We start from the raw sequence: 23,889 nt of genomic DNA on the forward strand, positions 1-23,889 counted from the left end.
GAAGCCGATGCCGCTGATATCACGCATGAAATCTTTTGATAGGCCAAGCTGCCCATCGTCGACCTATCTTCGCGACGGTCGCCATGCCGGTCGCTTTCCCTTGGCGCGACTTCGAGATTGCAACCTCTACACGATTTTTCTACAAGTTATTTAGGAAGGGCTAACTCTTGCTCGTCTAACGTGAAGTGGGGAAAGATCGACCAGCGACGTGACGAAACGCGTCGGGAGGGCTGCTTGGCGAAAAACACGTCCCGCAATCCGCGATACGCCGCCTTAAACGGCGGCGGCAATGAGGATACACGTCGCCTGATCGATGCCAGCCACCGGTTGGCCGAAGAAGTTGCGCGCATTTTTCCGGCCGAACCCGACATCGCCGACCGCCACTACTGGTTGGAAACGATGATCAACCATGTGCCGGACTACATCTATGCCAAGGATGTCGAGGGGCGCTTCCTCATCGCCAATCAGGTCACCATTGCCGACAACGGGCTGGAGGCGCTGAATGACATCGTCGGCAAGACCGACTTCGATCTCCATCCGCCGCATATGGCCAAGGCGATCGCCGACATCGAGCGCCGCGTCATCGAGACCGGCGAGCCGATTTTCGGCATCGAGGAACGGGCGATCGTCAGCAAGGGCCGCGACCGCTGGCTGATGACCTCCAAGGTGCCGCTGCGCAACAAGCGCGGCAAGATCGTCGGCGTGGTCGGCGTGTCGCGCGACATCTCCGACCGCAAGGCCGCCGAGCGCCTGCTCGAAGGGCAAGCCCGCCTCCTGGAGATGATCGCCAACAGCCGGCCGCTCGACGAGTTCTTCCGGGACATGATCCTGCTGATCGAGGCGCTGATGCCCGGGATCAAAGGGTCGGTGCTGTTGTTGTCGGCCGATGGCCGCTATCTCTCCCACGGCGCAGCACCAAGCCTCGACGAGGCCTATTGTGCGACTATCCATGGTATCGAGATCGGTCCTCGCATGGGCTCCTGCGGTACCGCCGCCTGGCGCGGCGAGCAGGTGATCGTCTCGGATATTCTCGCCGATCCTCTCTGGGACGACTATCGCGAGTTCGTTCGTCCCTATGGTTTCCGCTCCTGCTGGTCGACGCCGGTCCATTCGCGCGACCGCAAGGTGCTTGGTACCTTCGCGCTCTATTCCGGCTCCGTCGGCGTTCCCGACGATGGGCAGAAGGAACTGATCGCAATGGCGGCGCATCTGGCGGGTATAGCCATCGAGCGCAAGCAGGCAGAGGACCGTATCAGTTTCATGGCGCATCATGATGCGCTGACGGGCCTGCCGAACCGGGCGCTGTTCGAGGAGCAGGTCGCCGAGGCGCTGGAGGCCCTGCGTGGCACCCGTCAATGGGCGGTGCTCGCCTTCCTCGACCTCGACAATTTCAAACTGGTCAACGACACGCTCGGCCATGCGGCCGGCGATGAACTGTTGAAGGTCACGGCATCGCGCATGCGTTCGTCGGTGCGCAAGTCCGACATGGTCGTGCGTGTCGGTGGCGACGAGTTCATCCTGCTCTTGAACGGCCTTCCCTGCGAGCGTGACGTCGTACTGGCGAGGCTTGAGGATATTCGCCGCGCCATCGCCGCCCCGATGGAGATCGAGGGCCGGAGCTTGCAGGTCACCTGTAGCATGGGGGTCGCCTGCTTTCCCAATCAGGGCAAGGCGGTTGGCGAGCTGCTCGCCAATGCCGACATGGCGATGTATCGGGCCAAAGAGCTCGGTCGCAACAATCTGCAGGTCTTCACGGAGGAAATGGCTGCCAAGGCGCACGAAAAGCTGCGCCAGCAGGAGGAACTGCGCAGGGCACTGGCGCGTGACGAGTTCTTCCTGCAGTTCCAGCCGCAGATGAACCTTGCGAATGGCCGCGTTTTCGCAGCCGAAGCGCTGCTGCGTTGGCGTCACCCCGAGCGGGGCACGGTCTCGCCGGCCGAGTTCATTCCGCTCGCCGAAGAAACAGGGCTGATCGTGCCGATCGGCGACTGGGTGCTGCGTGCCGCCTGCCGCCAGGCCAAGGCCTGGCAGGATGCCGGCCTGCCACCGCTGATCGTCAGCGTCAACGTTTCGGCGCGCCAGTTCCGCGAGCGCAACTGGGCCGGCCACGTGGCGGCCATTCTTGCCGAAACCGGGCTTGAGCCCTGCTGTCTCGAACTGGAGCTTACGGAAAGCCTGATCATGCAGGACGTGCCAGGCGCGATCGCCACCATGCACGAACTGCAGGCGATCGGCGTGCACCTGGCAATCGACGATTTCGGTACCGGCTATTCGAGCCTCAGCGCCTTGAAGCGCTTCCCGGTGCGCCGCCTGAAGATCGATCGGTCCTTCGTCGCCGACATTCCAGTCGATCTCGACGACAACGCAATCACCGCGGCGATCATCTCGCTTGCCCAAAACCTCGGCCTGCGCGTCATCGCCGAAGGTGTGGAAAACCAGGCCCAGGTCGAGTTTCTGCGCCAGAGCGGTTGCGACGAGATCCAAGGCTATTTCTTCAGCCGGCCGCTCGCCGCGCCTGATTTTGAAACGCTGATGCGCCAGCCGCGTTTTAACGTCCACAGCGTTTGAGTTCTCTCCGTTTCACGCCGCGACGCAAGCTTCGGTCCAGCCGCAGATGCAAGCATCGCCCCATTTCGAGGGGCTGTGCGTAGCATTTCATTAAGCAATTTCATGCAGCACTCCTCAGGCCGCACTCAAGCCCTCCAGAGTTCGATGTCCTCTTCAGTCCTCCTCTCCCGTCGTCAGTTTCTCCGCTCGTCCGGATTGGCGCTTGCCTCCGCCGGTCTTGCAGGCTGCACCTCCTCGATGAACACGGATGTCTTCCGCTATGAGACGGCGCCGGTGTTCCGCAATCCCGCGCTCGAGGGACGCTTTACCGATCCGCGCGCCGAAGGCATCTATGAGAGGCAGGATGGTCCAGGGCCGCTGCCGACCGGCCTTCCGCCGCAGGACCTCTACGTCGACGACATCTATGCCTCCGTAAACGACGGCGGTTACCAGGTGCCGGCCATTCCCTTCCGCCAGATCGACGCGCGTTTCTATCGCCAGGAGGTTAGCGATCCCTTCGGCGAGCAGCCGGGAGCGATCGTCGTCGATACCGGCGACCGCTACCTCTATCTGATCCAGCCGGGCGGCAGGGCGCTGCGTTATGGCGTCGGCCTCGGTCGCGAAGGGTTCGCCTGGTCGGGCCGCGGGGTCATCCAGTGGAAGCAGAAGTGGCCGCGCTGGACCCCGCCGGACAGCATGGTCGCCCGCCAGCCGCATCTGAAACCCTATTCGGCCAAGAACGGCGGCATGGCGCCGGGTCTCAACAACCCCTTGGGTGCGCGCGCGCTCTACATCTTTCAGAATGGTCAGGACACGCTTTATCGCGTTCACGGAACGCCGGAATGGAAGTCGATCGGCAAGGCCGTTTCGTCCGGCTGCGTACGCATGCTCAACCAGGATGTCATGGACCTTTACGATCGCGTGCGCGGCAAGGCGCCGATCCTCGTCATCTGAGACCGCAGGCATCGTCGCTCACTGCGTCCCATCGCTCATGCGGTGGATGCGTTCGCTATTCCCGCTGCTGTCAGTCCGCGTCGTGACCGGAATTGAGCTGCCGCGTCAACTGATGCAACGTTTCCCGGATTTCGCCCGCTTCTTGCAGGCTGCAGCCTGAAGCCTTGCCGATATCCATGAGAATGCCGAAGGCCTCGCTCTTGAGGTCGCGGCCTTTTTCCGTGAGGCGGACGATCACCTGGCGCTCGTCACCCGGATCGCGCTGGCGCGCGACATATCCGGCCACCTCCAGGCGTTTGAGAAGCGGGGACAGCGTTCCGGAATCGAGCCCGATCTCCTCGCCGATGCGCTTCACGGTCATCTCGTCCTGTTGCCACAGCGCGAGCAGCACGAGATATTGTGGATAGGTAAGGCCGAAACGATCGAGCAGCGGCTTGTAGGCGCGGTTGAAAGCATGCGCCGCCGAATAGACGGCGAAGCAGAGTTGCTGGCCGAGCGCCAGCGCTTCCTCGGGGATGGTGTCGTTATGTGTCGCCTTGTCTGTCATCGTCGCATTTTCGCAAAAACACGCCAAAAATGCAATTTGCAAAATTAATTTGCGCACAATTGAATTTTGCGATATCTAATTCGCATCCACTCGGAAACGCAAAGGAGACCGCCAATGCCTATTCTCTATCGCACCACTGCATCCGCAACCGGTGGCCGTGCTGGCCAGGCCAAGAGCGCCGATGGCGTTCTGGATGTCACCCTCACCGTGCCGAAGGAACTCGGCGGCGACGGCGCCCGCGGCACCAACCCGGAACAGCTTTTCGCCGCCGGATACTCGGCCTGCTTCCTCGGCGCGCTGAAGTTCGTCGCCGGCAAGGAAAAGGTAAAGCTTCCGGAAGACACGAAGGTGACGGGAACCGTCGGGATCGGCCCGCGCGACGATGGCACCGGCTTCGGCATCGATGCCGCGCTTGAGATCTCGTCGCCTGGCGTCGACAAGGCGGTTCTCGAAGACCTCGTCCAGAAGGCGCACATCGTTTGCCCCTATAGCCACGCGACCAAGGGCAATATCGACGTCAAGCTGACGGTTGCCTGATTTTTCAATTCCGATCGGAATCCAAAAGCCCGGCGGGTTCTTCCGCCGGGCTTTGTGTTCCAAGGGGCATGATGCTCCGTCCGGCCGCTGCACGAGGCGGCGGCCGCCGCGCCTCAGCGTCGTCGAGGGACCGTTGCCCTCACGGTCATGGTCAGCGCCGGCTGAGGCTGCCGAGGATGCCGCGCACCAGGGCGCGGCCGACCTGGGTGGCGACGGTGCGGGCGACCGATTTCATTGCGGCTTCGACGACAGTCTCGCGCTGGTAGCCGGAGCTGCGCGGACGCGCCTGCTTGCCGGCCGCTTCCGGCTCGTCGTCGCCGAAGCCCGGCAGCGTCCAGCGGCTGCCGCCGGAATTGGCTTGCGTCGTCTGCTGCTCGGCCTGTTCCTGCGCCTCTGCCTGCGCGTCGGCTGCCTTCTTGGCGCGTGCCGCCAGGATCTCGTAGGCCGACTCGCGGTCGAAGTCTTCGTCATAGAGGCCACGGACGGGGCTGACGTCCATCACCTTCTGCCGCTCGGCCTCGGTCAGCGGACCGACGCGCGACTGCGGCGGACGCACGAGCGTGCGCTCGACCATCGACGGTGCGCCCTTGCCTTCGAGTGTCGAGACCAGCGCCTCGCCGGTGCCGAGATTGGTGATGACGGTGGCGCAATCGAAGTCCGGGTTCGGACGGAAGGTGTCGGCGGCGGTCTTCACTGCCTTCTGGTCGCGCGGCGTATAGGCGCGCAACGCATGCTGGACGCGGTTGCCGAGCTGGCCGAGAACGGTATCCGGCACGTCGAGCGGGTTCTGGGTGACGAAGTAGACGCCGACGCCCTTGGAGCGGATCAGGCGCACGACCTGTTCGACGCGTTCGATCAGCACCTTCGGCGCGTCGTTGAAAAGCAGATGCGCCTCGTCGAAGAAGAAGACCAGCTTCGGCTTGTCCGGGTCGCCCACTTCCGGCAGCTCCTCGAAGAGTTCCGAAAGCAGCCAGAGCAGGAAAGTCGCGTAAAGCCGCGGGTTCATCATCAGCTTGTCGGCCGCCAGCACCGAGATCGCGCCACGCCCGTCATTGGTCGTGCGCATGATGTCGGTGATCTTCAGCGCCGGCTCGCCGAAGAAATGCTCTGCGCCCTGCTGCTCGAGGATCAGTAGCTCGCGCTGGATCGAGCCGACCGAGGCCTTGGAGATGAAGCCGAACTGGTTGGAAAGCGCGCTGGCATTGTCGCCCATGTAGTTGAGCAGCGCCTGCAGGTCCTTGAGATCGAGCAGCGGCAGGCCGCCCTGGTCGGCGATCTTGAAGGCGATGTTGAGCACGCCTTCCTGCGCGTCAGTCGCATTCATCAGCCGCGACAGCAGCAGCGGTCCCATCTCCGACATGGTGGTGCGGACGCGATGGCCCTTCTCGCCGTAAAGGTCCCAGAAGATGACGGGGAATTCCTGGAACTCGTAGGGGTTCGTCGGCAGCCCGATCTGTTCGGCGCGTGTCAGGATGAAGTCCTTGGGCTCGCCGATGGCGCCGATACCGGAGAGATCGCCCTTGACGTCGGCGCAGAAGACCGGGACGCCGGCGTTGGAAAAGCCTTCGGCGAGGATCTGCAGGGTGATTGTCTTGCCGGTGCCGGTGGCCCCGGTGATCAGGCCGTGGCGGTTGCCGAATTTGAGTTCCAGATACTCGCCCTTGTTGATCGAATCATCAGGCTTGCGGCTGGTGCCGATAAAGAGCTTGCCTTCTTCCAACATGTGGGCTTCATCTCCGTTTCGTCAATGAAAGCGGGCGGTTCGCGGTTTTTGCCGGTGCCCGTCATCGCTATGTGGCTTGCTCCTGTTATAGGGGGTGCAGCCACGCCCGGCAACAAGACTGTTCCTGCCCAGGGAGCGGGAAGGCGGATGGGTGAACAGTGCCCGGCTCGACGCCTTGCCAAGCCTGCGGCGCCGTGAAACCATCGGGCTTTCGTGGGCCGGACGCCATTGAAAGAGGCCTGCAGATGCCGGCCGAAAACCGTGGGTTTGTCCGGCGCCGGCAGCCGTCGCCGCTTGTCATTTTGGAAGCGATCATTTACCTTGACGTCAACGTCAAAAATCCAATGAGGGAGTTAGGTCCATGAATGAACTGGTCACGCGCGTCGCGGAAAACGTTGGCATTGAGCCGGCAACGGCCGAAAAGGCTGTCGGCATGATCCTCGGTTTTCTGCAGCGCGAAGCCGCCGACGGCCCGGTTGCCAGGATGATCGAGGCGATCCCGGGCGCATCCGAACTGATCGCTCAATACAACGGGGAAGGTTCCGGCGGCGGCGGCCTGCTTGGCGGGCTGATGTCGGCCATCGGCGGCGGCGGCGTCATGGCGCTCGGCCAACAGTTGATGAGCCAGGGCCTCGGCATGGGCGAAATCACCTCGCTCGCCAAGGAGACCATTGCTTTCGCCAAGGAAAAGGCCGGCGACGAAGTGGTCGACGAAGTTGTCGCCTCGGTTCCGGGCCTCAGCCAGTTCGTCTGATCCGCGGACAATCCGTCTGAAATGCCACCCCACCGGTCCCGGCCGGTGGGGTTTTCTGTGGGACGATGTCTCAACGGGTGACGGTCATCATTTCCGCTGTGCCTTGCTCTGCAGAGTTCGTTCGAGCGTGGAGGAGAGAAGAATGCAGAAAAGGGCACCGACACCGATGAAGGCTGCGCCCGAGGCCCAGCCGTAAAGTTCAATCGCCGTTCCGACTGCGACGGGGCCGACAAGTTGTCCGAGATTGCTGCCCTGCATCAGCAGCCCCATCGCCATCGGCGCAAGCGCCGGGCGAGGCGAAAGGATCGGCACCGATGAAATCAGCGTGGCGGGAATCACGCCGCCGATCGCCGAAAACAGAAGGCAGAGGCCAACGGTCAGAACGTCGCCGGACTGACCTAGAAAGATCCACAGTCCGGATGCGCCCATCAGCACCGCAGCGGTGGCGATCAGCCGTCCACGGGCAAAGCCGCGTGACAGCATATGACCGGCAGCGAGATTGCCGACGACATTCACCAGGGTGATGACGGCGCTGATGATGCCGACGGTTGCAAGCGGAACGTTCAAGCGCTCGACGAGCAGGATCGGCAGGAAACTGGAAAGCGTGAAGCTCATCAGGCTGAAGAGGGAAAACAGTACGAAAAGCAGCACCGGGCCGCGGCTTGCCAGTGTTTCGGCCGCATCATTCCGGAAGCTGGCGGCGCTGTCGGCTGTTTCTCGCGGTGGCGAAACGGCCAGGAAGACGGAAAGCAGGCTTGCGAATGTGATCAAGCCATTGCTCCACCAGATCGACCGCCAATCGGCAAAGAACGGTCCGATCAGCATGGCGGCCGCCATCCCCGCGGGCATGAAGCAGCTCCACAGCGAAAAGACGAGATCACGGCGATCGGTGCTCACGAGACGCATGAGGATGGCAGGCCCGGCGACGACGACGAGCAGGAACCCGAAACCTTCGAAGATGCGCGACAGAAGGAGCAGCGTGAAGGCGTGGGTGGCCGCTCCGGCGAAGGACCCGAGCGCCAACATCGCCATCCCGGCGCCCAGCAGGCGCCGATCCCCCGCCGCCGCGACGATCGCGCCGGCAACCATGCCGCCGACGACGCCGACGATGGCGAAGACGGAGGTGATCCAGCCGAGCGCGGAGAGGTCGAGCCCGAGATCGGACTGAAGCAGCGGGCCGGCAATCAGCCCCTTGCCGACCTGCATCGCTGCGACCACGCCCGCCGCAACGACGGTCAACACGCCCGCCCAATCGGTCCTCTCCCGAACGAAGATTGCGGCCGTGGTCATCAGGCGAGCTCCGCCACGCGCGCACGCCCGGCGACCAGCGCTGCCGCCAGTTCTGCGACGTGGCGTCCCTGGAAACGTGCGCCTTCCAGCTCGTTGGCGCTCGGCCGACGGTCGCCGCCGTTGCCGTCGTCGGCAAGCGTAGAGGCGCCATAGGGCGATCCGCCGGTGATTTCGTCCATGCGCATCTGACCCTTGAAGCTGTAGGGCAGGCCCGCAATCACCATGCCGAGATGGAGAAGCACGGTATGGGTGGCGAGGATCGTCGATTCCTGGCCGCCATGCTGGCTGCCCGTCGAGGTGAAGACGCTGCCGATGCGACCGACCAAGGCATCCCGCGCCCAGATGCCGCCCGCCTGATCGAGAAAGTTCTTCATCTGCGCTGACATGTTGCCGAAGCGCGTCGGCGTGCCGATGATGATCGCGTCATAGTCCGGCAGTTCCATGACCTTGGCGATCGGCGCGTCCTGATTGCGCTTGTAACCCGCCTTGGTGGCAACGGCTTCCGGCACGATTTCGGGCACGCGCTTCAGCGCGACGGTGGCGCCGGCCGTCCGCGCGCCCTCGGCGACGGCCTTCGCCATGGTCTCGATGTGACCGTAAGACGAGTAGTAGAGTACGAGTATCCTAGCCATCCGGCTTTCCTTCCACGGAGTGCTGCTGTTCGGATAAAGATGGTGGCTTTATTTGATCTGATGTAGTGAGATAAAATTCATCAACTTGATCTATGGGATCGATCATGCTGGATGCGTTGACCCTCGATCAAATGCGGACCTTCGTTACCATCGCCGAAAGCGGAAGTTTCCGTGCCGGTGCCGCCAGGCTTTCGCGCGTGCAGTCGGCGGTCAGCCACGCGATCGCCAATCTCGAGACGGAACTCGGCGTCGCCCTGTTTGACCGCTCGGGCCATCGGCCGGCGCTGACACCGGAAGGGCAGGCGCTGCTTGCCAACGCCCGCGACATCCTGCTGCGAGTGGACGCCATGCGGGCCCGCGCGCGCGGGCTTGGCGAGGGAATCGAGCTCGAGCTTTCGCTGATCGTCGACACGCTCTTCCCCATCGAGACGGTCGGATCGGCGCTGAACGAGATGCGGACGATCTACCCCAATGTTTCCATCAGGCTCGCGGTTTCGCCGTTGGGCGGGCCGCTGGATGGTCTCGTCGAACGCCGCTTTACCCTCGGTATCATGGTTGGCGAGGATTTCCGCGATCCGGCGATCGCCCGCCAAGCGCTCTCGACGGTTCAAATCGTTGCGGTCGTGGCTGCGCATCATCCTCTTGGGCTCAGTGCCGACGATGGCGCACTCGAAAACGCCGAACTCGCCGACTACCTGCAGATCGTGCAGTCCGATCCGTCGCAGCGCACGGCGGGGCGGGATTTTGGCGTGCTGTCGCCGCAGACCTGCCGTGTGAGCAGTCAGGATACCAAATATGCGATGATCCGGGCCGGTCTCGGCTGGGGCCGGCTGCCGCTCTGGCAGGTTCAGCGGGATCTCGAGGAAGGCCGCCTCGTGCGCATGCCGACGACGGCCCTCGGCCGCAACAGCCAGGTCGGCGCCGAGTGCTATCTCACCCATCGGATCGACGAGCCGCTCGGGCCCGCCGCACGCGTTTTCGGAGAGGCGCTTGCACGGCTGAGCGCCGCCCCTGGATCACGATGATTTTGAGTCCGGGCGACGCCAATTCATCGTGATTGATTCCCATCAGTGGGAGCGGAATACGCCTTTCCTCATCTAGCGGCGACCAGCGAGCGAAAAGGCAAGGGCGAAGATCACGAGCACGGTGCCGACGCCGGTGGGGCCCGCGACAGGATGGATGAAATTCATCAACGCGCCGGTAGCGCCGGATCCTGCGGCGCTACCTGCCGCATAGGCGAGCGAAAAGGCGGCACTGCCAGCGACCAGCATGCTGCCGCGATATTCCTCGCCAAGCATGGTGAGCGCGGCCGTGTAGAGCGCAAAGCTGGCGGCGCCGATGAAGGCAAAAATCAACAGCAGCGCGATGTCGGAAGAGAGCAACGGCACGAGAAGATAGCCGGTGGCAGCGACGGCGGCGGCCGAAATCGCCACTCGGCGGCGCGGCAGCCGGTCGAGCAGCACGCCGATGAAGGGCTGTGCCAATGCGGTTGGGATCGCAAGCGCCGTCACGCTGAGCGCGGCAAAGGCCTGGCTGTGGCCGGTCTTGACGAAATAGACCGGCATGGCGGAGATCGCCGCAATATCGGCAAAGCCGAACATCAGCACCATGAGGATCAGCATCGGTGCCTTCTTGAAGAAGGCGAAGAGGTCGCGTGTCGAGGAAGGCTCGGGCCGCGAGCGGGCGCCCATGGTCAAAAGCCCGGTGACGAAGGCGACGAGGGCGACATAGATCGCAAGCAGGGCAAAGCCGAGACCGCCGCTGGTGCCGAGTAGAGGGATCGCCAACGGACCGGCGGCAAAGCCGCCACACATGCCGGCGCCGTAGAGGCCGGAAACGCGACCGCGCAGCCGATCGGGACAGGCTGTGTTCAACCAGGCTTCGCCGAGCATGAACACCATGCTGACGAAGAAGCCGAGCGCGAAGCGGGCGACGAACCAGATGGCGAGTTCTGAGGTTGAGGCAAGTGTTGCGAGGCAGATGGAGCAGCCGCAGAGGCTGGCAATGATCAGCTTGTCGGCGGAGGCAAGCCGGGTCAGCCGACCGAGAAGCAGGGTCGCCACGCCGAGGCCGGCAGCAAAGCCCATGGCATTGAGGCCGATCATGCCGGCGGAAACGCCACGGCTTTCAAGCGAAAGCGAGATCAGCGGATAGGTGAGCCCCTGTGCCACCGAGAAGGCGGTAACCCCCAGAACGACGGCGACGATCGCCGCCCAATCCGGTGCGAAGTCGCTCGTCTGCGCGCCGTGCAAAGACATCGCCCCCTCCCTCTGATCGGTGTCTGCGGCGATCTCCATATCGTATCCGCCACCGGCTGGGAATTGGCCGGCGGCGAAATGGTCGAAGCGGGATGAGGAAATGTGTGCGCGGTTTTCCGCTCGCATCCCGCTCCAATCCCAGGGAGCGGGATAGGAAAAGTGTGCGCGGTTTTCCGCTCGCATCCCGCTCCAATCTAGGAGAGTCGATCAGGCGGCCTTGTCCCAGACCGGTGCGAGTCCGTCCGGATTGACGATGCGGCCATCCGGGCGGGCCAGGGCGTGGATCTCCGCCATCTCGCCGTCACCGAGCGCGAAGTCGAAGATCGCGAAGTTTTCCTTCAGGCGATCGATCGTCGCGGTCTTCGAGAGCGTGACCACGTCCTTCTGCTGCACCAGCCAGCGCAGGGCCACTTGCGCGGCCGTCTTGCCGTGGCGCGCGCCGATTTCATTGAGCAGCGGATCGCTCGGCACCTTGCCGTTGGCCATCGCGTAATAGGCGGTGATCGACATGCCGTGCTTTCGGGCGGTCTGAAGCACCTTGGTCTGATCGAGATAGGGATGGTACTCGACCTGGTTGGTGGCGATCGGCGCATCGCTGAGCTTTACGGCCTCTTCCATCTGCGCCGTGTTGAAGTTGCTGACGCCGATGTGGCGGACCTTGCCGGCCTTCTGCACGTCGTTGAGGGCGCCGATGCGCTCTGCCATCGGTACGTCGCTGCCGCCCGGCCAGTGCAAGAGAAGCAGGTCGACATGGTCGGTCCTCAGCTTCTTCAGGCTCTCGTCGACCGAGGCGAGGAAGTCGCGATACGCATATCTGTCGACCCAGACCTTGGTGGTGAGGAAGATGTCGGCGCGCGAGACGCCGGAGTTATGAATGGCTTCGCCGACCTCGGCCTCGTTGCCGTAGATCTGCGCCGTGTCGACGTGGTGGAAGCCGAGCTTGAGCGCTTCCGGCAGCACCCGCAGCACGTCGGCGCCAGGCATGCGGAATGTGCCGAAGCCGAGCGCTGGAATGTTGGCGCCGTTCGAATTGACGGAATGCATGGTGGGTAACTCCTTGTACTTGACCTGCCATACCTGGCGAGCGCCCGGCCGGATGGCCGGGCGAGAAAGGAACGATCTATAGGTGGTCCTCGACGGCGGCGGATCAAGCCGGTTGGTAGGCGGCGCCGGCCCGGCGATCAAGAGCGCCGCTCAAGAGCGTAAGCAGCAGGGCGGCCGCAACGAGCAGGGCACCGACGATCGGCGTCATGCCGAGACCAAGCGGCGAGGCGACGACCACGCCACCGAGCCAGGCGCCGACAGCAATCCCGAGATTGAAGGCTGCGATGTTGAGCGCCGAGGCGACATCGACGGCACCCGGGCGGTACTGCTTGGCAAGCTGCACCACATAGAGCTGCAGGCCCGGCACGTTGGCGAAGGACAGGAAGCCGAGCGCGGCAAGCGTCACCAGCGTCAGCGCCGGCGTGGGAGCAGTGAAAGTAAAGAGCACCAGCACGGCCGCCTGGGCCAGGAACAGGCCGACAAGCGCCTTCACCGGATCACGGTTGGCGATCTTGCCGCCGGCAATGTTGCCGATGGCGATGGCAACTCCATAGAGCACGAGGATCAGGCTGACGGCGCCTTCGGAGAAGCCGGTGATGTCCTGCAGGATCGGCGCGAGGAAAGTGAAGGCGACGAATGTGCCGCCGTAGCCGAGCGCGGTCATGGCAAAGACGATCAGCAGGCGGCCGGAGCCGAGCACACGCACCTGATCGATGAGCTTGGCCGGCGCCGCCTTGGAGAGCGTGTTCGGCAGCAGGGCAACGATCGCGGTGAGCGCGATGACGCCGAGACCGGTCACGGCCCAGAAGGTGGCGCGCCAGCCGAAGGTCTGGCCGATCCAGGTGCCGAGCGGCACGCCGGTGACGATCGCGACCGTGAGGCCCATGAACATCATGGCAATGGCCGAGGCGCGGCGATCCTCCGGGACGAGGTCGGCGGCGATGGTCGAGCCGACCGAAAAGAACACGCCATGGGCAAAGGCGGAAATGACGCGAGCGACGAGCAACGGTTCATAGCTCGGCGACAGTGCGGCGGCGGCGTTGCCGACGATGAACAGCGCCATCAGCCCGATCAGGAGCGGCTTGCGCTCGATCCGGCCAGTGAGCGCCGTCAGCACCGGCGCGCCGAAGGTGACGCCAAGCGCATAGACGCTGACGATCAGGCCGGCGAGCGGCAGGGTGACATTGAGGTCGGTGGCGACTGTCGGCAGCAGGCCGACGATCACGAATTCCGTTGTTCCGATCGCATAGGCCGCGATCGTCAGCGCAAGGATAGCAATGGGCACGACGAGACCTTTCCCACCCGGCTGGGAGCGGCCGGGCGTGTTGGTTGTTGATGAAATCGAAGCGGAATATGAGCCTTTGCACTCCGCACGATAATAAGCATAATCGTACAAAGAACTGTGAATTGATTTCAAAGGTAAAGATCCATGGACAATCGGGCGGGTGAGATGGAGGTCTTCGTTGCCGTTTCGGAGGCCCGCAGCTTCTCGGCCGCCGCGCGACGCCTGAAGCTGTCGCCGTCTGCAGTCAGCAAACTGGTGACGCGGATCGAGGACCGGCTCGGCACACGGCTTCTCGTGCGCTCGACCAGGACCCTGCAACTGACGGCGGAGGGGGAGGTCTACCTTCAGCGGGCGCAGCGAATTCTGACCGAGATCGTCGAAACCGAACAGCTCGTCGCCGCCGGCGGCCGTATGACACCGCGTGGGCTTTTGCGTGTGAATGCCGCCGTCGGCTTCGGCGAGCGCTACATCATGCCGCTCGCGCCGGAGTTCCTCGCCCGCTATCCGGAGGTTCGGCTGGATCTGACCTTGACCGACAGCATGATCGACGTGGTCGGCGAGAGGGCAGACGTGGCGATCCGCACTGGTCCGTTGCGTGATTCATCGCTGAAGGCACGCAAGCTGATGGAAAGCCGCCCGGTGGTGATCGCATCGCCCGCCTATCTGGAAAGGCACGGGACACCGCAAACGCCGGATGAACTCGACGGCCACAATTGCATCCGCTTCAATTTCCGTCGCAGCGTCGACGAATGGGCATTCCGCATGCCCGGGCAGCCGGCCGCGGAACTGCGCTCGGTCTTCGGCAACATGCAGGTCTCGAGCGGTTCGATCGTCCGCCAGCTTTGCCTTGCCGGCATCGGCATTGGCCGTATCGGCCGCTTCCACGTCGAGCCGGACTTCGAAGCCGGAACGCTCGTGCCGTTGCTCGAAGATTATCAATCGGGCGAGATCGAGACGGTCTACGCCGTCTATGCCGGCCATGAGCATCTCGCCGCCCGTATCCGCGCCTTCATCGATTTTCTGGTCGAACGTATGTAGCGCCGGTCGGCGCTACGCCTTCACCGCGACGATGAAGAGTCTCGGGAAGCGCAGAAGGACCTTGCCGTCGCTCATCGCCGGATAGGCAGCGCGGATCCGGTCCGTGTAGTCGGCAACGAAAGCGTCACGCTTGTCTTCCGGCACGGCGTCGAGATAGGGGCGCAGGCCCGTGCCTTTCACCCATTCGACGATCGCCTCGGCATTGGCGAGCCGGTGGTAGTAGATCGTGTGCCAGACCTCGATGCTGGCTGCCTGTGGCGCCAGGCATTCGACATAGGCTGCCGGGCTCGGCATGGGATTGCGGCGGATGGTCTTGCCGGCAAAGACGTCTGAGAACGCCGGACTGCGAGCCGTCTCCTCCATCAGCAAATGGCTCGGCTCTCCAAGATTGTCCGGCATCTGGACCGCAAGCGTGCCGCCCGATGCGAGCGCCGCCATCAGTCTTTCGAAGATCGTCAGGTGGTTCGGAAGCCATTGGAAGACAGCGTTGCCGTAAAACAGCGCCGCGCCGGCAGGCGGAACCCAGTTTGCGAGATCCGCCTTCTCGAAGGTGACGCCGGGCAGCCGCTTCGCCGCCGCAACGAGCATGTTCTCGTCGCTATCGAGGCCCGAAAGGGTGGCCTCGGGAAACCGGTCGCGGATAAGCTCGGTGGAGTTGCCCGGGCCGCAGCCGAGGTCGAAGGCGACGCCCTTTGGCAGGTCCGGCACTTGGGCAAGAAGGTCTCTGGCTGGCCGGGTGCGTTCATCTTCGAACTTGAGATATTGCGCAGGCGACCAGACCATCGGGGGATCCTTCAGATACCGAATTGCAGGCTTTCGAGAGAGGGCAGGATCAGCGCAGGCCCGTGATCACGATATTCGTCCGGCATGTCCGCGCGGTTGATCCATACGGTGCGGAAGCCGAATTTCGTCGCCCCGGCAATGTCCCAGCGGTTCGACGACTGAAAGGAGACGGCATGCGGGTAAAGCCGGTACCCGGTTGTGACGATGTCGTAGACGGCAGGCGCGGTCTTGAAGGCTTTCACCGCGTCGACGGAAAAAACATCGTCGATGATGATGTCGAGCGCCGCATTGCGGACCGCGGACGCAAGCATGGCCGGCGAGCCGTTGGAGAGGATGGCGATGCGCGCGCCGCGCTCCTTGAGCCCTTTCAGAACCGCCGGCACTTCCGGATAGCAGTCGAGCGCCCAATAGGCGTCGAGCAGCCGCTTGCGAAGTTTCGGGTCGGCGGAAGGAAACCGGGCGAAGGCGTAGTCGAGCGACTGTTCGGTCAGTTGCCAGAAATCCTGATAGCTGCCCATCAGCGAGCGCACCCAGGAATATTCGAGCTGTTTGGCGCGCCAGAGTTCGGAAAAAGCCTGTCCGTCCGGCCCGATTTCCTCAGCGTGGCGCCTGACAGCCGCATGCACGTCAAAGAGCGTGCCGTAGGCGTCAAACACATAGGCCGCGTGGGACATCGTTTCCTCCCGTCATTTGTCTTCGGCACTGGCGGGACAAGGTCGAATCGCCCTGTCAAAGCCCATCCGAAAACAAAGGCTTACAGCATCATGCCTGATCAGGCAGCCAACTGTCACCGTTCTTTCGCGGGATCATGTCAAATCTTTGTGCAATGCACAACGGCTGATGGGACGGCTGCAGAATTCTCGCGTCAGCTTTTGCCTGGTTTCCAAACTTTCGCCGGGAAGCGCAGCGCCTGCTTGGCGAGCTTGCCCTTGAGGCCGAGCGCCGTGTCGCAGAGGTTGACCACGTGCCGGTTCGGCTTGGCCTCCGGCCGCAGCGCATGGAGCGCGGCGGCGGCGTCTTCCGGCGGCATATAGCGCGCCAGGATGCCGAGGGTGAGCGCGGTCGCGCGGCCGATCCCCCTCAGACAGTGGACGAGCAAATGTGCGTCTTCGGGCAGGCGATCAACAAAGGCGAAGGCGGCCTCGATCGCCTCCGGACGGGCCGCATCCGGTTCGTCCGGATCGGTGCTGTCGCCAAAAAAGAGTTCCAGGTGCCGCTCCGGCGGCAGCTCGATCATCGAGAGCAACCGGCTGCCGGGGGCGCGGATCGAGATCAGGTGCGTCGGCGCCCAGAGCGCCCGATTGTGCCGCGCTTCTGTTTGCGAGCTGACGATCGCCCGCACCGGCCAGCCGGACGGATGCGCCGGATTGGCCTTGAGAACGGGATGGTAGAGTTCATCCCCGGTAACGGCTGCCGCAAGCGCCATGACAGGACCTCGCTCGTGATTCTTTCGTGCTGATTTTGCCCTGAAATCGGTCGAGGCTTAAGGGCAAAATCATGGGATAGGCGAAAAGCTGCCGGAGGGCAGGGCGTCAGCCCGAATGGATATAGCGCCGCGACCAGTGGGACGGCACGAGAACGGTGGCAAGCGCGAGCCCGGTGCTGAGCGCAAAGGACGCCCAGAGCGCGGCCGCGCTGAAGTGATGCTCCAGCAGAGCGCCTGCAACCGCGCCCGAGAACATGCCCAGCCAAGGGACGATCTGCACGAACCACTGACGGTTCTTGTTGCCGAGCAGCCAGCGTCCGAGACCCCGCCCGAAGCGGGAAAGGGCCCCGGTGACATAGGTAAGCCCGATCGGCAGGCCCTCGATGTGTTCGACCGCCGCGTTGACCAGGCCCATGGAGAGCACGACACCGTAGAAGTAGAAGGGTCGCGGCATAAGGGGTCCGAATCCGGCGCAGAGCATCAGCACGAGACTGACCGTCGAGAGAACGCCGACGACGCCGAGGCGCGCGGCCACGATCACGCCAAGCGCGTTACCGATGATGAACGCTCCGAGCGCGCCGACGAGCAGCAGCGCACCGGTGAAATTGCCTTCACCGAGTGCGATCGCCGCCCGGGTCGTGTTGCCGCTCATGAAGGAGACGAAATCGCCGATGCTCAGAAGACCGATCGCGTCGGTCATGCCGGCGAGGAATGAGATCGTCGCTGCAATGGCCAGCGCCGTGCCGGTGCGCTGCCGCTTGATCAATTTTCGCCGTCTCGCAATGGTCATCTGCCTTGCCCCCTGTTGGGAACGAGGTTTAGCCCAGGCAGCAGGTGAGTCGAAATGGGTGCGTTCGGCGTTCTTGCGTCGGCCGCTCCGATCCGGCTGTCCATGTCCGGTTCAAAACCGCGTGATGACGCTGATGCCGAGGTCGGTTGCACGATCCATGCCGGTCAGCGCAGGGATCGCCTCGGCGAGCGAGATCTCCCGGCCGATCAGTTGTTGCGGCTTCAGCTTGCCGTCGGCGATCATCGCCAGCATGGCGTCGTAGCGCCAGGCCTGCATGCCATGGCTGCCGTAGATCTCGAGCTCGTGGCCGATCACCTGGGCCATCGGGATCTGCGGCGTCGCCTGGTCGCCGAGCATCAGGCCGACCTGGACGTGGCGCCCGCGTCGGCGCAGGTTCTTGATCGAGTTGAAGCAGGTCACGGGATTGCCGAGGGCGTCGATGGAGACGTGCGCGCCGCCGCCGGTGATGTCCTTGACGGCCGCCGCGACGTCCTCGACCTCGCGGCCGTTGATCGTCGCGACCGCGCCGATTTTTCTGGCGAAGGCGAGCTTGTCCTCGGCGATGTCGATCGCGATCGGCTGGGCGCCGAGGGCGGCCGCGATCATGATCGCCGAAAGACCGACACCGCCGCAGCCATGCACCGCCACCCATTCGCCACCCTTGACCTTGGCCTGGTCGGCGACGGCACGGAACGAGGTGGCGAAGCGGCAGCCGAGGCTCGCGGCCGTGGTGAAGTCCATGCTTTCGGGCAGGTGCACGAGGTTCTGGTCGGCAAAGTCGAGCGCGACATATTCGGCAAAGGATCCCCAATGCGTGAAGCCCGGCTGGAACTGCGCCTCGCAAACCTGCTGGTTGCCCGAGCGGCACTCGCCGCAGCGGCCGCAGCCGGAAACGAAGGGCACGGTGACCCGGTCGCCGACCTTGTAGCGCATCACGCCGCGCCCGGCAGCGGTGACCACGCCCGCCAGCTCGTGCCCCGGCACGTGCGGCAGCCGGATATCGGCGTCATGGCCCATCCACCCGTGCCAGTCGGACCGACAAAGCCCTGTCGCCTCGACCTTGATGACCACGCCATTTTCCGTCGGAGTCGGATCGGGAAGCGTCCGGATTTCCGGCGTCTTCTCGAACGCGTCGTAATACATGGCTTTCATCGGGGCACTCCTTGCAATGTCTCAATGGGTGGGGCGCGACCATCGATGTGGCGCACCATCAGAAATTCGTCGACCTCCCGGTCGCCGTCGAGCATGCCGCCGGGGACGTGCCCGATCTTGTAGAAACCCGCGCGCTCATAGAAGCGGATTGCCGTCGGATTGTCGGCACGCACGACGAGCTCTAGGAGCCGGATGCCTGCCGCGCGCGCATGGTCGGTCAGTTGCGCAAGCAGCTGCTGCGCCACGCCGGACCCGCGAGCCTCGTCGCACACATAGACCATGATGATCGTGCCTCGATGCGCCAGCCGGCTCGCGCGCTCGCGCATCAGCCCCATGATGCCGACCGGCTCATCGCCGTCGAAGGCCACGAATACGGCGTTGGCGGTCAGCCGCGCCCGCCATTCCTCAGTCGAAAGCCGCTCCCAGTCGGCCGCTGTCGAGGCGAACGCCTGCGGCTCGCGGTTGAGCGCCTCCAGCCTGATGCGGCGGAAGATGTCCACGTCTTCCTCTTCAAGATGCTTGATGCGCATGGCTTTCCCTTCCTTTGCGCAAGAGACTAAGCGAGACGCCGTTCCGGTGCCAGAATGGCCGCCATGACATTTTTTGATATACCCATTCACCCCGATGCTGCTTTTTTGGGCTATGCCGAACGAACGGAACAAGGAAAGTGAAGGAGACGCCGATGGCCGTCGATACATCCCCCCGCTCAGTGACCTGGACCTATGTCGATGGTGAATGGCTCTCGGGCAACCCGCCGCTGATCGGCCCGACCTCGCACGCGATGTGGCTGGGTTCGACGGTGTTCGACGGCGCCCGCGTCTTCGACGGCGTCGCGCCCGACCTTGACCTGCATTGCCAGCGCGTCAATCGCTCGGCGACCGCACTTGGCCTGAAGCCGACCATGGCAGCCGAAGAGATCGAGGCGCTGACCTGGGAAGGTGCCAAGAAATTCGATGGCAAGACCGCCCTTTACGTCAAGCCGATGTACTGGGCCGAACACGGCGCCGCCGGCGTCGTCGCCATCGATCCGGAATCGACCCGTTTCGCGCTTTGCCTGTTCGAGGCGCCGATGGGCAACGGGCATGGCGGCTCGTCGCTGACGCTCTCGCCCTTCCGCCGGCCCACGCTGGAATCGATGCCGACCGACGCCAAGGCCGGCTGCCTCTACCCGAACAATGCGCGCATCCTGACCGAGGCCCGTTCGCGCGGCTTCGACAATGCGCTCGTGCGCGACATGCTCGGCAACATCGCCGAGACCGGCTCTTCCAACGTCTTCCTGGTCAAGGACGGCGTCGTCTTCACGCCGGCCGCCAACCGCACCTTCCTCGCCGGTATCACCCGATTCCGCGTCATGACGCTGCTGCGGGAAGCCGGTTTCGAAGTGGTCGAGGCGACGTTGACCATGGCCGATTTCGAGGCGGCGGACGAGATCTTCACGTCCGGCAACTATTCCAAGGTGCTGCCGGTGACGCGCCTCGAGAGCCGCGACCTGCAGGCCGGCCCGGTCGCCGCCAAGGCGCGCGATCTCTACATGGATTGGGCGCACGCGGCACGCGACGTCTGAAACAATCCGAAGGTCCCGGCACCGAGCGCGAGGTCTGCCGCGCTCGGACGGTATACACTCGGGTGCGCGGCCGAACGCCGGTCGCTTGCTTTCCCGTCATCAGCGGGAGAGGGAAGCGCGCGCGCTGACTGCGGTGCGCTTATGGATCAGATAGGCCTGGACTGAAATACCCGACAGGAAGATCAGCAGCCAGACGAGCAACGTCGTCTGCACGATCGGCGATTCGGGCCCACTTGCGAGCGGCTGCGAGGCCGGCAGACGTTTCAGCGTTTCGGCGACTGCCGGCACAATCAGCAGGAAGTAAGTGAAGGAGAGGCCGAGCGTCGTGAGATAGGGTTTGAGGCGGCCGAAGACGTCGACGCGCGCAACGGCAAGGCTTCCGGCGATCACGACGAGCGTGACGATGCCAAGCGCATGCCCTGCATTGAAGCCGCCAGTGCTCGACAGCCCCGCCGTTGTCAGCACGGCGAGAACGAGAGTGGCGAGATAGATCTTGCCGGAGCGCGTCGCAGGATCGATCGCGCCATAGCGGGCGAAGCCGTAAAGCCCGGCGACGACGGGCGCCAGGCTGATTGCCGTATGTACGATGCCGAGGGTGGATAGGGGATTTGCCATGATCTTACTTCTTCCTATGTTATCGACCGACTAGTTGGTCGGATCCGCTGCAAAAAAGAGATGCGCTTGCTTTACGCCGGCGCATCGGGGTCCTTCAGACTGAACTTATGCCAGCTACAGGCTATCTGGCGTTACCGTGGGAACAGCCTTGTGGAGGCTGTGTCTTCATTGTTGCGGCTTTGCCACGTCGCAACAACGCCGGCGAAGCTGTCATCAGCGTGGCTTGGTGGTCAGAAGCTCATCCATTGCGCGACGGGCGATAACGGAAAATACGCTTGGATCGGAACCGGCGACGCGCGCGGCCAGCATCGCGCCGTGGACCGAGGCAATCAAGGAATCGGCCGCGACTGCCGATCCATGTTCAGCCCTAAGCAAGCCTTTGGCGACGCCGTCCTCGATCACCGCGCGAAGCCAGCCGGCGAGATCGGCGAAATGGCCACGCACCTGCTGAACGACGGTTTCCGGCAATGACGGGATCTCGGAGGCGAGCAATGCGCCGATGCAGAACGGCATGTCCTGCCGGCGAATGCAGTCCTCCCAAAAGCCGATATAGGCGTCGAGCCGCGCCACCGGATCGGCAACGGCCGCCAGCAGCCCTTCGACGTGGCGGCGATTGTTCTTGCGATACCGTGCAAGCACCGCCGCCGCCAGCTCCGCCTTGGTCGGGAAGTGATGATGGATCGTTGCCTTGCCGACACCCACTTCGGGCGCAATGTCGGCATAGCTGAATGCGTTGTAGCCCCTCGACACCATCAGGCGTTCCGCGACATCCAGAATCTTTTCGTAGGTCTCGCTCACCATGGCGAAAGCTCTACCAACTGGTTGGTTGGAACTCAAGCTATAAGGAGTGCCCGAGCATAGGGACGGCAGGCTGCGAAGAGCGTGATGTGATCGTCGCGTGTCAGCCGCCCGTTACTTGGCCTTTTCCGGTGCCTTGATGGTCACCGTATCGGGTGCCAGTTCGCCGCCGACTTCGACCGTCTTCTTTTGCTTGTCGAAGACGCAGATCCGGGTCACGGCCGTGTCGGATCCCTTGGGCGTGCCGATCACCAGCGCCAGGCCGAAGCTTTCCGAGCCGAAGGGATCGACGACCGCGCTTGCCTTTTCGAGCGACGAGGCAGCGGCGAGGCATTTTTCCGAAACCTCGGCCCGGAAGGCCTCCCATGCGTCGCCGGAGGAGGCTGCGGCATTGGACGCCAGCAGCGCCGCGGCAGCGGAAAGGGCGAGGGCGTGGATCAGGCGCGATGGCATGGGGTAGTCCTTATGCATGGTTGTGGACATTGCAAAGCTGCACGCAAACCGTGGCGCGATTGTGCTCGAAAGTGTCATGCTTTCAAAATGATGTTGAAAGTATATTCCGTGGGTTGAGGAAAAAATGGCATTGCATCGGTTGCCTCCATGGGGGCTGGTGCCTATGTTCCCGCTCACAGATTTCCCTCACGAAATCCCATGCCAAGAGGAGATGCCCACATGGCTTTCGAATTGCCGAACCTTCCCTATGACTACGATGCGCTGGCGCCCTACATGTCGCGCGAGACGCTCGAATATCACCATGACAAGCACCACCTTGCCTACGTGACCAACGGCAACAAGCTCGCTGAAGAAGCCGGCCTCTCCGACCTGTCGCTCGAGGAAATCGTCAAGAAGTCCTACGGCACCAACCAGCCGCTGTTCAACAATGCCGGCCAGCACTACAACCACATCCACTTCTGGAAATGGATGAAGAAGGGCGGCGGCGGCACCAGCCTGCCGGCCAAGCTCGAGGCGGCCATCAAGTCCGATCTCGGCGGCTACGACAAGTTCCGCGCCGATTTCATCGCCGCCGGCACCGGCCAGTTCGGCTCGGGCTGGGCCTGGCTCTCGGTCAAGAACGGCAAACTTGAAATCTCCAAGACCCCGAACGGCGAAAACCCGCTCGTTCACGGTGCTTCGCCGATCCTCGGCGTCGATGTCTGGGAACACTCCTATTACATCGACTACCGCAATGCCCGTCCGAAGTACCTCGAAGCCTTCGTCGACAGCCTGATCAATTGGGACTACGTGCTCGAAATGTACGAAGCGGCTGCCAAGTAAGCCGCCCGTCTTCAGTGCATGACGTTTGGACCCGGCGCTTGCGCCGGGTCTTTTCGTTTGCTGAGCCCTGCTGTCGCGTGCGGCGTCAGGCTGCCGGCGGCGTACGCCAGCCGCTGATCCACAGTTCCCGAAGGCGGTTTCCCTCGCCCGGGAAATAGGCGCCCGCCGCTTCGCAATGTTCGACGCGGTCCGCCCGGAAATTGCGGATCGCCTTCCGCAACTCACACCAGGCAACGATGTTGGCGGTTTCGGAATAGTAGATCAGCGCCACCGGCTGGATCGTTCTCTCCGTCGCTCGGCCAAGCTCGTCGCGATAGTTGAGTTCGAGCTTCTGTTCGTCGCGGATTGCCCGGCGCACCAGGGCAAGATCGATGCCGGCGGGCGAGGGGGCAATCGTTCCCCAGGCGTGCAGCGCCTGGGAGCGGAAGGCGAGCCGCAGCGGCTCGGGCACTGCGGCGGTGATCTTCTGGTTGACGCTGACGGCCGCCGCCTTCAGTTCCTCGTCGCCGGTCCGCGACAGCAGCGCCAGCGCCACGGCAATCGCTTCCGTTTCTTCGATCGAGAACATCAGCGGCGGCAGGTCGAAGCCGGGTCTGAGGATATAGCCGATGCCGCGCCCGCCCTCGATCGGCACCCGCATCGCCTGGAGTGCTGCGATATCACGGTAGATCGAGCGCACCGTCACCTCCAGCGTCTCGGCCATCGCCGCCCCGGTCACCGGTTTTCGCGCAATCCGCAGGATCTGGATGATCTCGAAAAGCCGTGCCGCCTTGCGCATCGGAAACCGCTCCAGTCATCAACGCTCCTGACAATACCTTGTCAGTTGCCCGGATTTATATCATCAGCCAACGAGTTGAAAAAACAGCAATTCGTCTAG

Annotated in this window: 25 protein-coding genes; 8 read left to right on the forward strand and 17 right to left on the reverse strand. The window is 63.5% G+C overall.

Translation table 11 applies throughout. The features are described 5' to 3' along the window. Window positions 1-234: 234 nt before the first annotated feature. Complete coding sequence (locus ACQ5BM_RS03695; protein WP_429807941.1) at window positions 235-2,568, forward strand: EAL domain-containing protein; 2,334 nt, start codon at window positions 235-237, stop codon at window positions 2,566-2,568. Between the two features lie 144 nt (window positions 2,569-2,712). Next, window positions 2,713-3,501 (forward strand): L,D-transpeptidase family protein, encoded by a 789-nt coding sequence (locus ACQ5BM_RS03700; protein WP_429807944.1) that lies wholly within the window; start codon window positions 2,713-2,715, stop codon window positions 3,499-3,501. 70 nt (window positions 3,502-3,571) lie between these two features. Here the strand turns inward: ACQ5BM_RS03700 and ACQ5BM_RS03705 are convergent, their stop codons facing one another. Then, window positions 3,572-4,048 carry a MarR family winged helix-turn-helix transcriptional regulator gene (locus ACQ5BM_RS03705; RefSeq protein ID WP_429807946.1) on the reverse strand — a complete coding sequence of 159 codons (477 nt, stop codon included), beginning with the start codon at window positions 4,046-4,048 and terminating at the stop codon, window positions 3,572-3,574. Between the two features lie 114 nt (window positions 4,049-4,162). On the opposite strand from ACQ5BM_RS03705, the gene ACQ5BM_RS03710 reads away from it, so the two are divergent. Beyond that, entirely contained in the window at window positions 4,163-4,585 is a 423-nt protein-coding gene (locus ACQ5BM_RS03710) for an organic hydroperoxide resistance protein (protein ID WP_173515898.1), read from the forward strand. 151 nt (window positions 4,586-4,736) lie between these two features. Here ACQ5BM_RS03710 and ACQ5BM_RS03715 read toward each other — a convergent pair whose 3' ends face one another. Then, the gene (locus tag ACQ5BM_RS03715; protein WP_429807950.1) at window positions 4,737-6,308 is read right to left on the reverse strand and encodes a helicase HerA-like C-terminal domain-containing protein; all 1,572 of its coding nucleotides are present in this window, start codon (window positions 6,306-6,308) and stop codon (window positions 4,737-4,739) included. Between the two features lie 361 nt (window positions 6,309-6,669). On the opposite strand from ACQ5BM_RS03715, the gene ACQ5BM_RS03720 reads away from it, so the two are divergent. Further along, a complete protein-coding gene (locus ACQ5BM_RS03720) occupies window positions 6,670-7,062 on the forward strand; it encodes a DUF2780 domain-containing protein (protein ID WP_173515900.1) in 393 nt (130 codons plus the stop codon). A gap of 87 nt (window positions 7,063-7,149) precedes the next feature. Here the strand turns inward: ACQ5BM_RS03720 and ACQ5BM_RS03725 are convergent, their stop codons facing one another. Together ACQ5BM_RS03725 and wrbA are read right to left on the reverse strand one after the other, a co-directional pair. Then, window positions 7,150-8,352 (reverse strand): CynX/NimT family MFS transporter, encoded by a 1,203-nt coding sequence (locus tag ACQ5BM_RS03725; RefSeq protein WP_429807953.1) that lies wholly within the window; start codon window positions 8,350-8,352, stop codon window positions 7,150-7,152. Further along, on the reverse strand, window positions 8,352-8,984 hold the full coding sequence (gene wrbA / locus ACQ5BM_RS03730) for an NAD(P)H:quinone oxidoreductase (RefSeq protein WP_429807956.1): 633 nt from the start codon (window positions 8,982-8,984) through the stop codon (window positions 8,352-8,354). Before wrbA ends, ACQ5BM_RS03725 begins: the two co-directional genes overlap by 1 nt. A 104-nt stretch (window positions 8,985-9,088) precedes the next feature. Here wrbA and ACQ5BM_RS03735 point away from each other — a divergent pair, with 104 nt between their 5' ends. Beyond that, the gene (locus ACQ5BM_RS03735) at window positions 9,089-10,009 is read left to right on the forward strand and encodes a LysR family transcriptional regulator (RefSeq protein ID WP_429807959.1); all 921 of its coding nucleotides are present in this window, start codon (window positions 9,089-9,091) and stop codon (window positions 10,007-10,009) included. Window positions 10,010-10,081: 72 nt separating this feature from the next. Here ACQ5BM_RS03735 and ACQ5BM_RS03740 read toward each other — a convergent pair whose 3' ends face one another. The 3 genes from ACQ5BM_RS03740 to ACQ5BM_RS03750 all read right to left on the reverse strand — a co-directional run bounded on the left by ACQ5BM_RS03740 (window position 10,082) and on the right by ACQ5BM_RS03750 (window position 13,571). Next, window positions 10,082-11,242 (reverse strand): MFS transporter, encoded by a 1,161-nt coding sequence (locus ACQ5BM_RS03740; protein WP_429807962.1) that lies wholly within the window; start codon window positions 11,240-11,242, stop codon window positions 10,082-10,084. Window positions 11,243-11,449: 207 nt separating this feature from the next. Then, window positions 11,450-12,286, reverse strand: coding sequence for an aldo/keto reductase (locus ACQ5BM_RS03745; RefSeq protein ID WP_429807965.1), 837 nt, complete (start codon window positions 12,284-12,286; stop codon window positions 11,450-11,452). Between the two features lie 103 nt (window positions 12,287-12,389). Continuing rightward, complete coding sequence (locus ACQ5BM_RS03750) at window positions 12,390-13,571, reverse strand: MFS transporter (RefSeq protein WP_429807968.1); 1,182 nt, start codon at window positions 13,569-13,571, stop codon at window positions 12,390-12,392. 144 nt (window positions 13,572-13,715) lie between these two features. Between ACQ5BM_RS03750 and ACQ5BM_RS03755 the strand changes: the two genes are divergently transcribed. Next, window positions 13,716-14,609, forward strand: coding sequence for a LysR family transcriptional regulator (locus ACQ5BM_RS03755; RefSeq protein ID WP_429807971.1), 894 nt, complete (start codon window positions 13,716-13,718; stop codon window positions 14,607-14,609). 12 nt (window positions 14,610-14,621) lie between these two features. On the opposite strand, the gene tam is transcribed toward ACQ5BM_RS03755, so the two are convergent. The 6 genes from tam to ACQ5BM_RS03785 all read right to left on the reverse strand — a co-directional run bounded on the left by tam (window position 14,622) and on the right by ACQ5BM_RS03785 (window position 19,290). After that, on the reverse strand, window positions 14,622-15,392 hold the full coding sequence (gene tam / locus ACQ5BM_RS03760; protein ID WP_429807974.1) for a trans-aconitate 2-methyltransferase: 771 nt from the start codon (window positions 15,390-15,392) through the stop codon (window positions 14,622-14,624). An 11-nt stretch (window positions 15,393-15,403) separates the two neighbouring features. Continuing rightward, window positions 15,404-16,066, reverse strand: coding sequence for a haloacid dehalogenase type II (locus ACQ5BM_RS03765; RefSeq protein ID WP_173515905.1), 663 nt, complete (start codon window positions 16,064-16,066; stop codon window positions 15,404-15,406). A 191-nt stretch (window positions 16,067-16,257) separates the two neighbouring features. Beyond that, window positions 16,258-16,818: a phosphatase gene (locus ACQ5BM_RS03770; protein WP_429807977.1), complete on the reverse strand. Its 561-nt coding sequence runs from the start codon at window positions 16,816-16,818 to the stop codon at window positions 16,258-16,260. Between the two features lie 106 nt (window positions 16,819-16,924). Then, the gene (locus ACQ5BM_RS03775) at window positions 16,925-17,608 is read right to left on the reverse strand and encodes a YoaK family protein (protein WP_429807980.1); all 684 of its coding nucleotides are present in this window, start codon (window positions 17,606-17,608) and stop codon (window positions 16,925-16,927) included. Between the two features lie 111 nt (window positions 17,609-17,719). After that, window positions 17,720-18,760 carry a zinc-dependent alcohol dehydrogenase family protein gene (locus ACQ5BM_RS03780; RefSeq protein WP_429807983.1) on the reverse strand — a complete coding sequence of 347 codons (1,041 nt, stop codon included), beginning with the start codon at window positions 18,758-18,760 and terminating at the stop codon, window positions 17,720-17,722. Further along, window positions 18,757-19,290, reverse strand: coding sequence for an N-acetyltransferase family protein (locus ACQ5BM_RS03785; RefSeq protein WP_429807985.1), 534 nt, complete (start codon window positions 19,288-19,290; stop codon window positions 18,757-18,759). The genes ACQ5BM_RS03780 and ACQ5BM_RS03785 overlap by 4 nt, the downstream gene beginning before the upstream one ends. Window positions 19,291-19,442: 152 nt before the next feature. On the opposite strand from ACQ5BM_RS03785, the gene ACQ5BM_RS03790 reads away from it, so the two are divergent. Then, the gene (locus ACQ5BM_RS03790) at window positions 19,443-20,324 is read left to right on the forward strand and encodes a branched-chain amino acid aminotransferase (RefSeq protein WP_429807988.1); all 882 of its coding nucleotides are present in this window, start codon (window positions 19,443-19,445) and stop codon (window positions 20,322-20,324) included. A gap of 99 nt (window positions 20,325-20,423) precedes the next feature. On the opposite strand, the gene ACQ5BM_RS03795 is transcribed toward ACQ5BM_RS03790, so the two are convergent. The 3 genes from ACQ5BM_RS03795 to ACQ5BM_RS03805 form a co-directional block, all read right to left on the reverse strand. Beyond that, window positions 20,424-20,939 carry a hypothetical protein gene (locus ACQ5BM_RS03795; RefSeq protein ID WP_429807991.1) on the reverse strand — a complete coding sequence of 172 codons (516 nt, stop codon included), beginning with the start codon at window positions 20,937-20,939 and terminating at the stop codon, window positions 20,424-20,426. A 213-nt stretch (window positions 20,940-21,152) separates the two neighbouring features. Beyond that, entirely contained in the window at window positions 21,153-21,740 is a 588-nt protein-coding gene (locus ACQ5BM_RS03800) for a TetR/AcrR family transcriptional regulator (protein ID WP_429807994.1), read from the reverse strand. A 111-nt stretch (window positions 21,741-21,851) separates the two neighbouring features. Next, window positions 21,852-22,190, reverse strand: coding sequence for a hypothetical protein (locus tag ACQ5BM_RS03805; RefSeq protein ID WP_429807997.1), 339 nt, complete (start codon window positions 22,188-22,190; stop codon window positions 21,852-21,854). 219 nt (window positions 22,191-22,409) lie between these two features. Between ACQ5BM_RS03805 and ACQ5BM_RS03810 the strand changes: the two genes are divergently transcribed. Further along, window positions 22,410-23,012: a superoxide dismutase gene (locus ACQ5BM_RS03810; protein ID WP_173515913.1), complete on the forward strand. Its 603-nt coding sequence runs from the start codon at window positions 22,410-22,412 to the stop codon at window positions 23,010-23,012. Between the two features lie 85 nt (window positions 23,013-23,097). On the opposite strand, the gene ACQ5BM_RS03815 is transcribed toward ACQ5BM_RS03810, so the two are convergent. Beyond that, the gene (locus tag ACQ5BM_RS03815) at window positions 23,098-23,790 is read right to left on the reverse strand and encodes a helix-turn-helix transcriptional regulator (protein WP_429808000.1); all 693 of its coding nucleotides are present in this window, start codon (window positions 23,788-23,790) and stop codon (window positions 23,098-23,100) included. Between the last annotated feature and the right edge of the window lie 99 nt (window positions 23,791-23,889).

Source organism: Ensifer sp. B1-9, from assembly GCF_050474445.1.
Taxonomy (GTDB): domain Bacteria; phylum Pseudomonadota; class Alphaproteobacteria; order Rhizobiales; family Rhizobiaceae; genus Ensifer.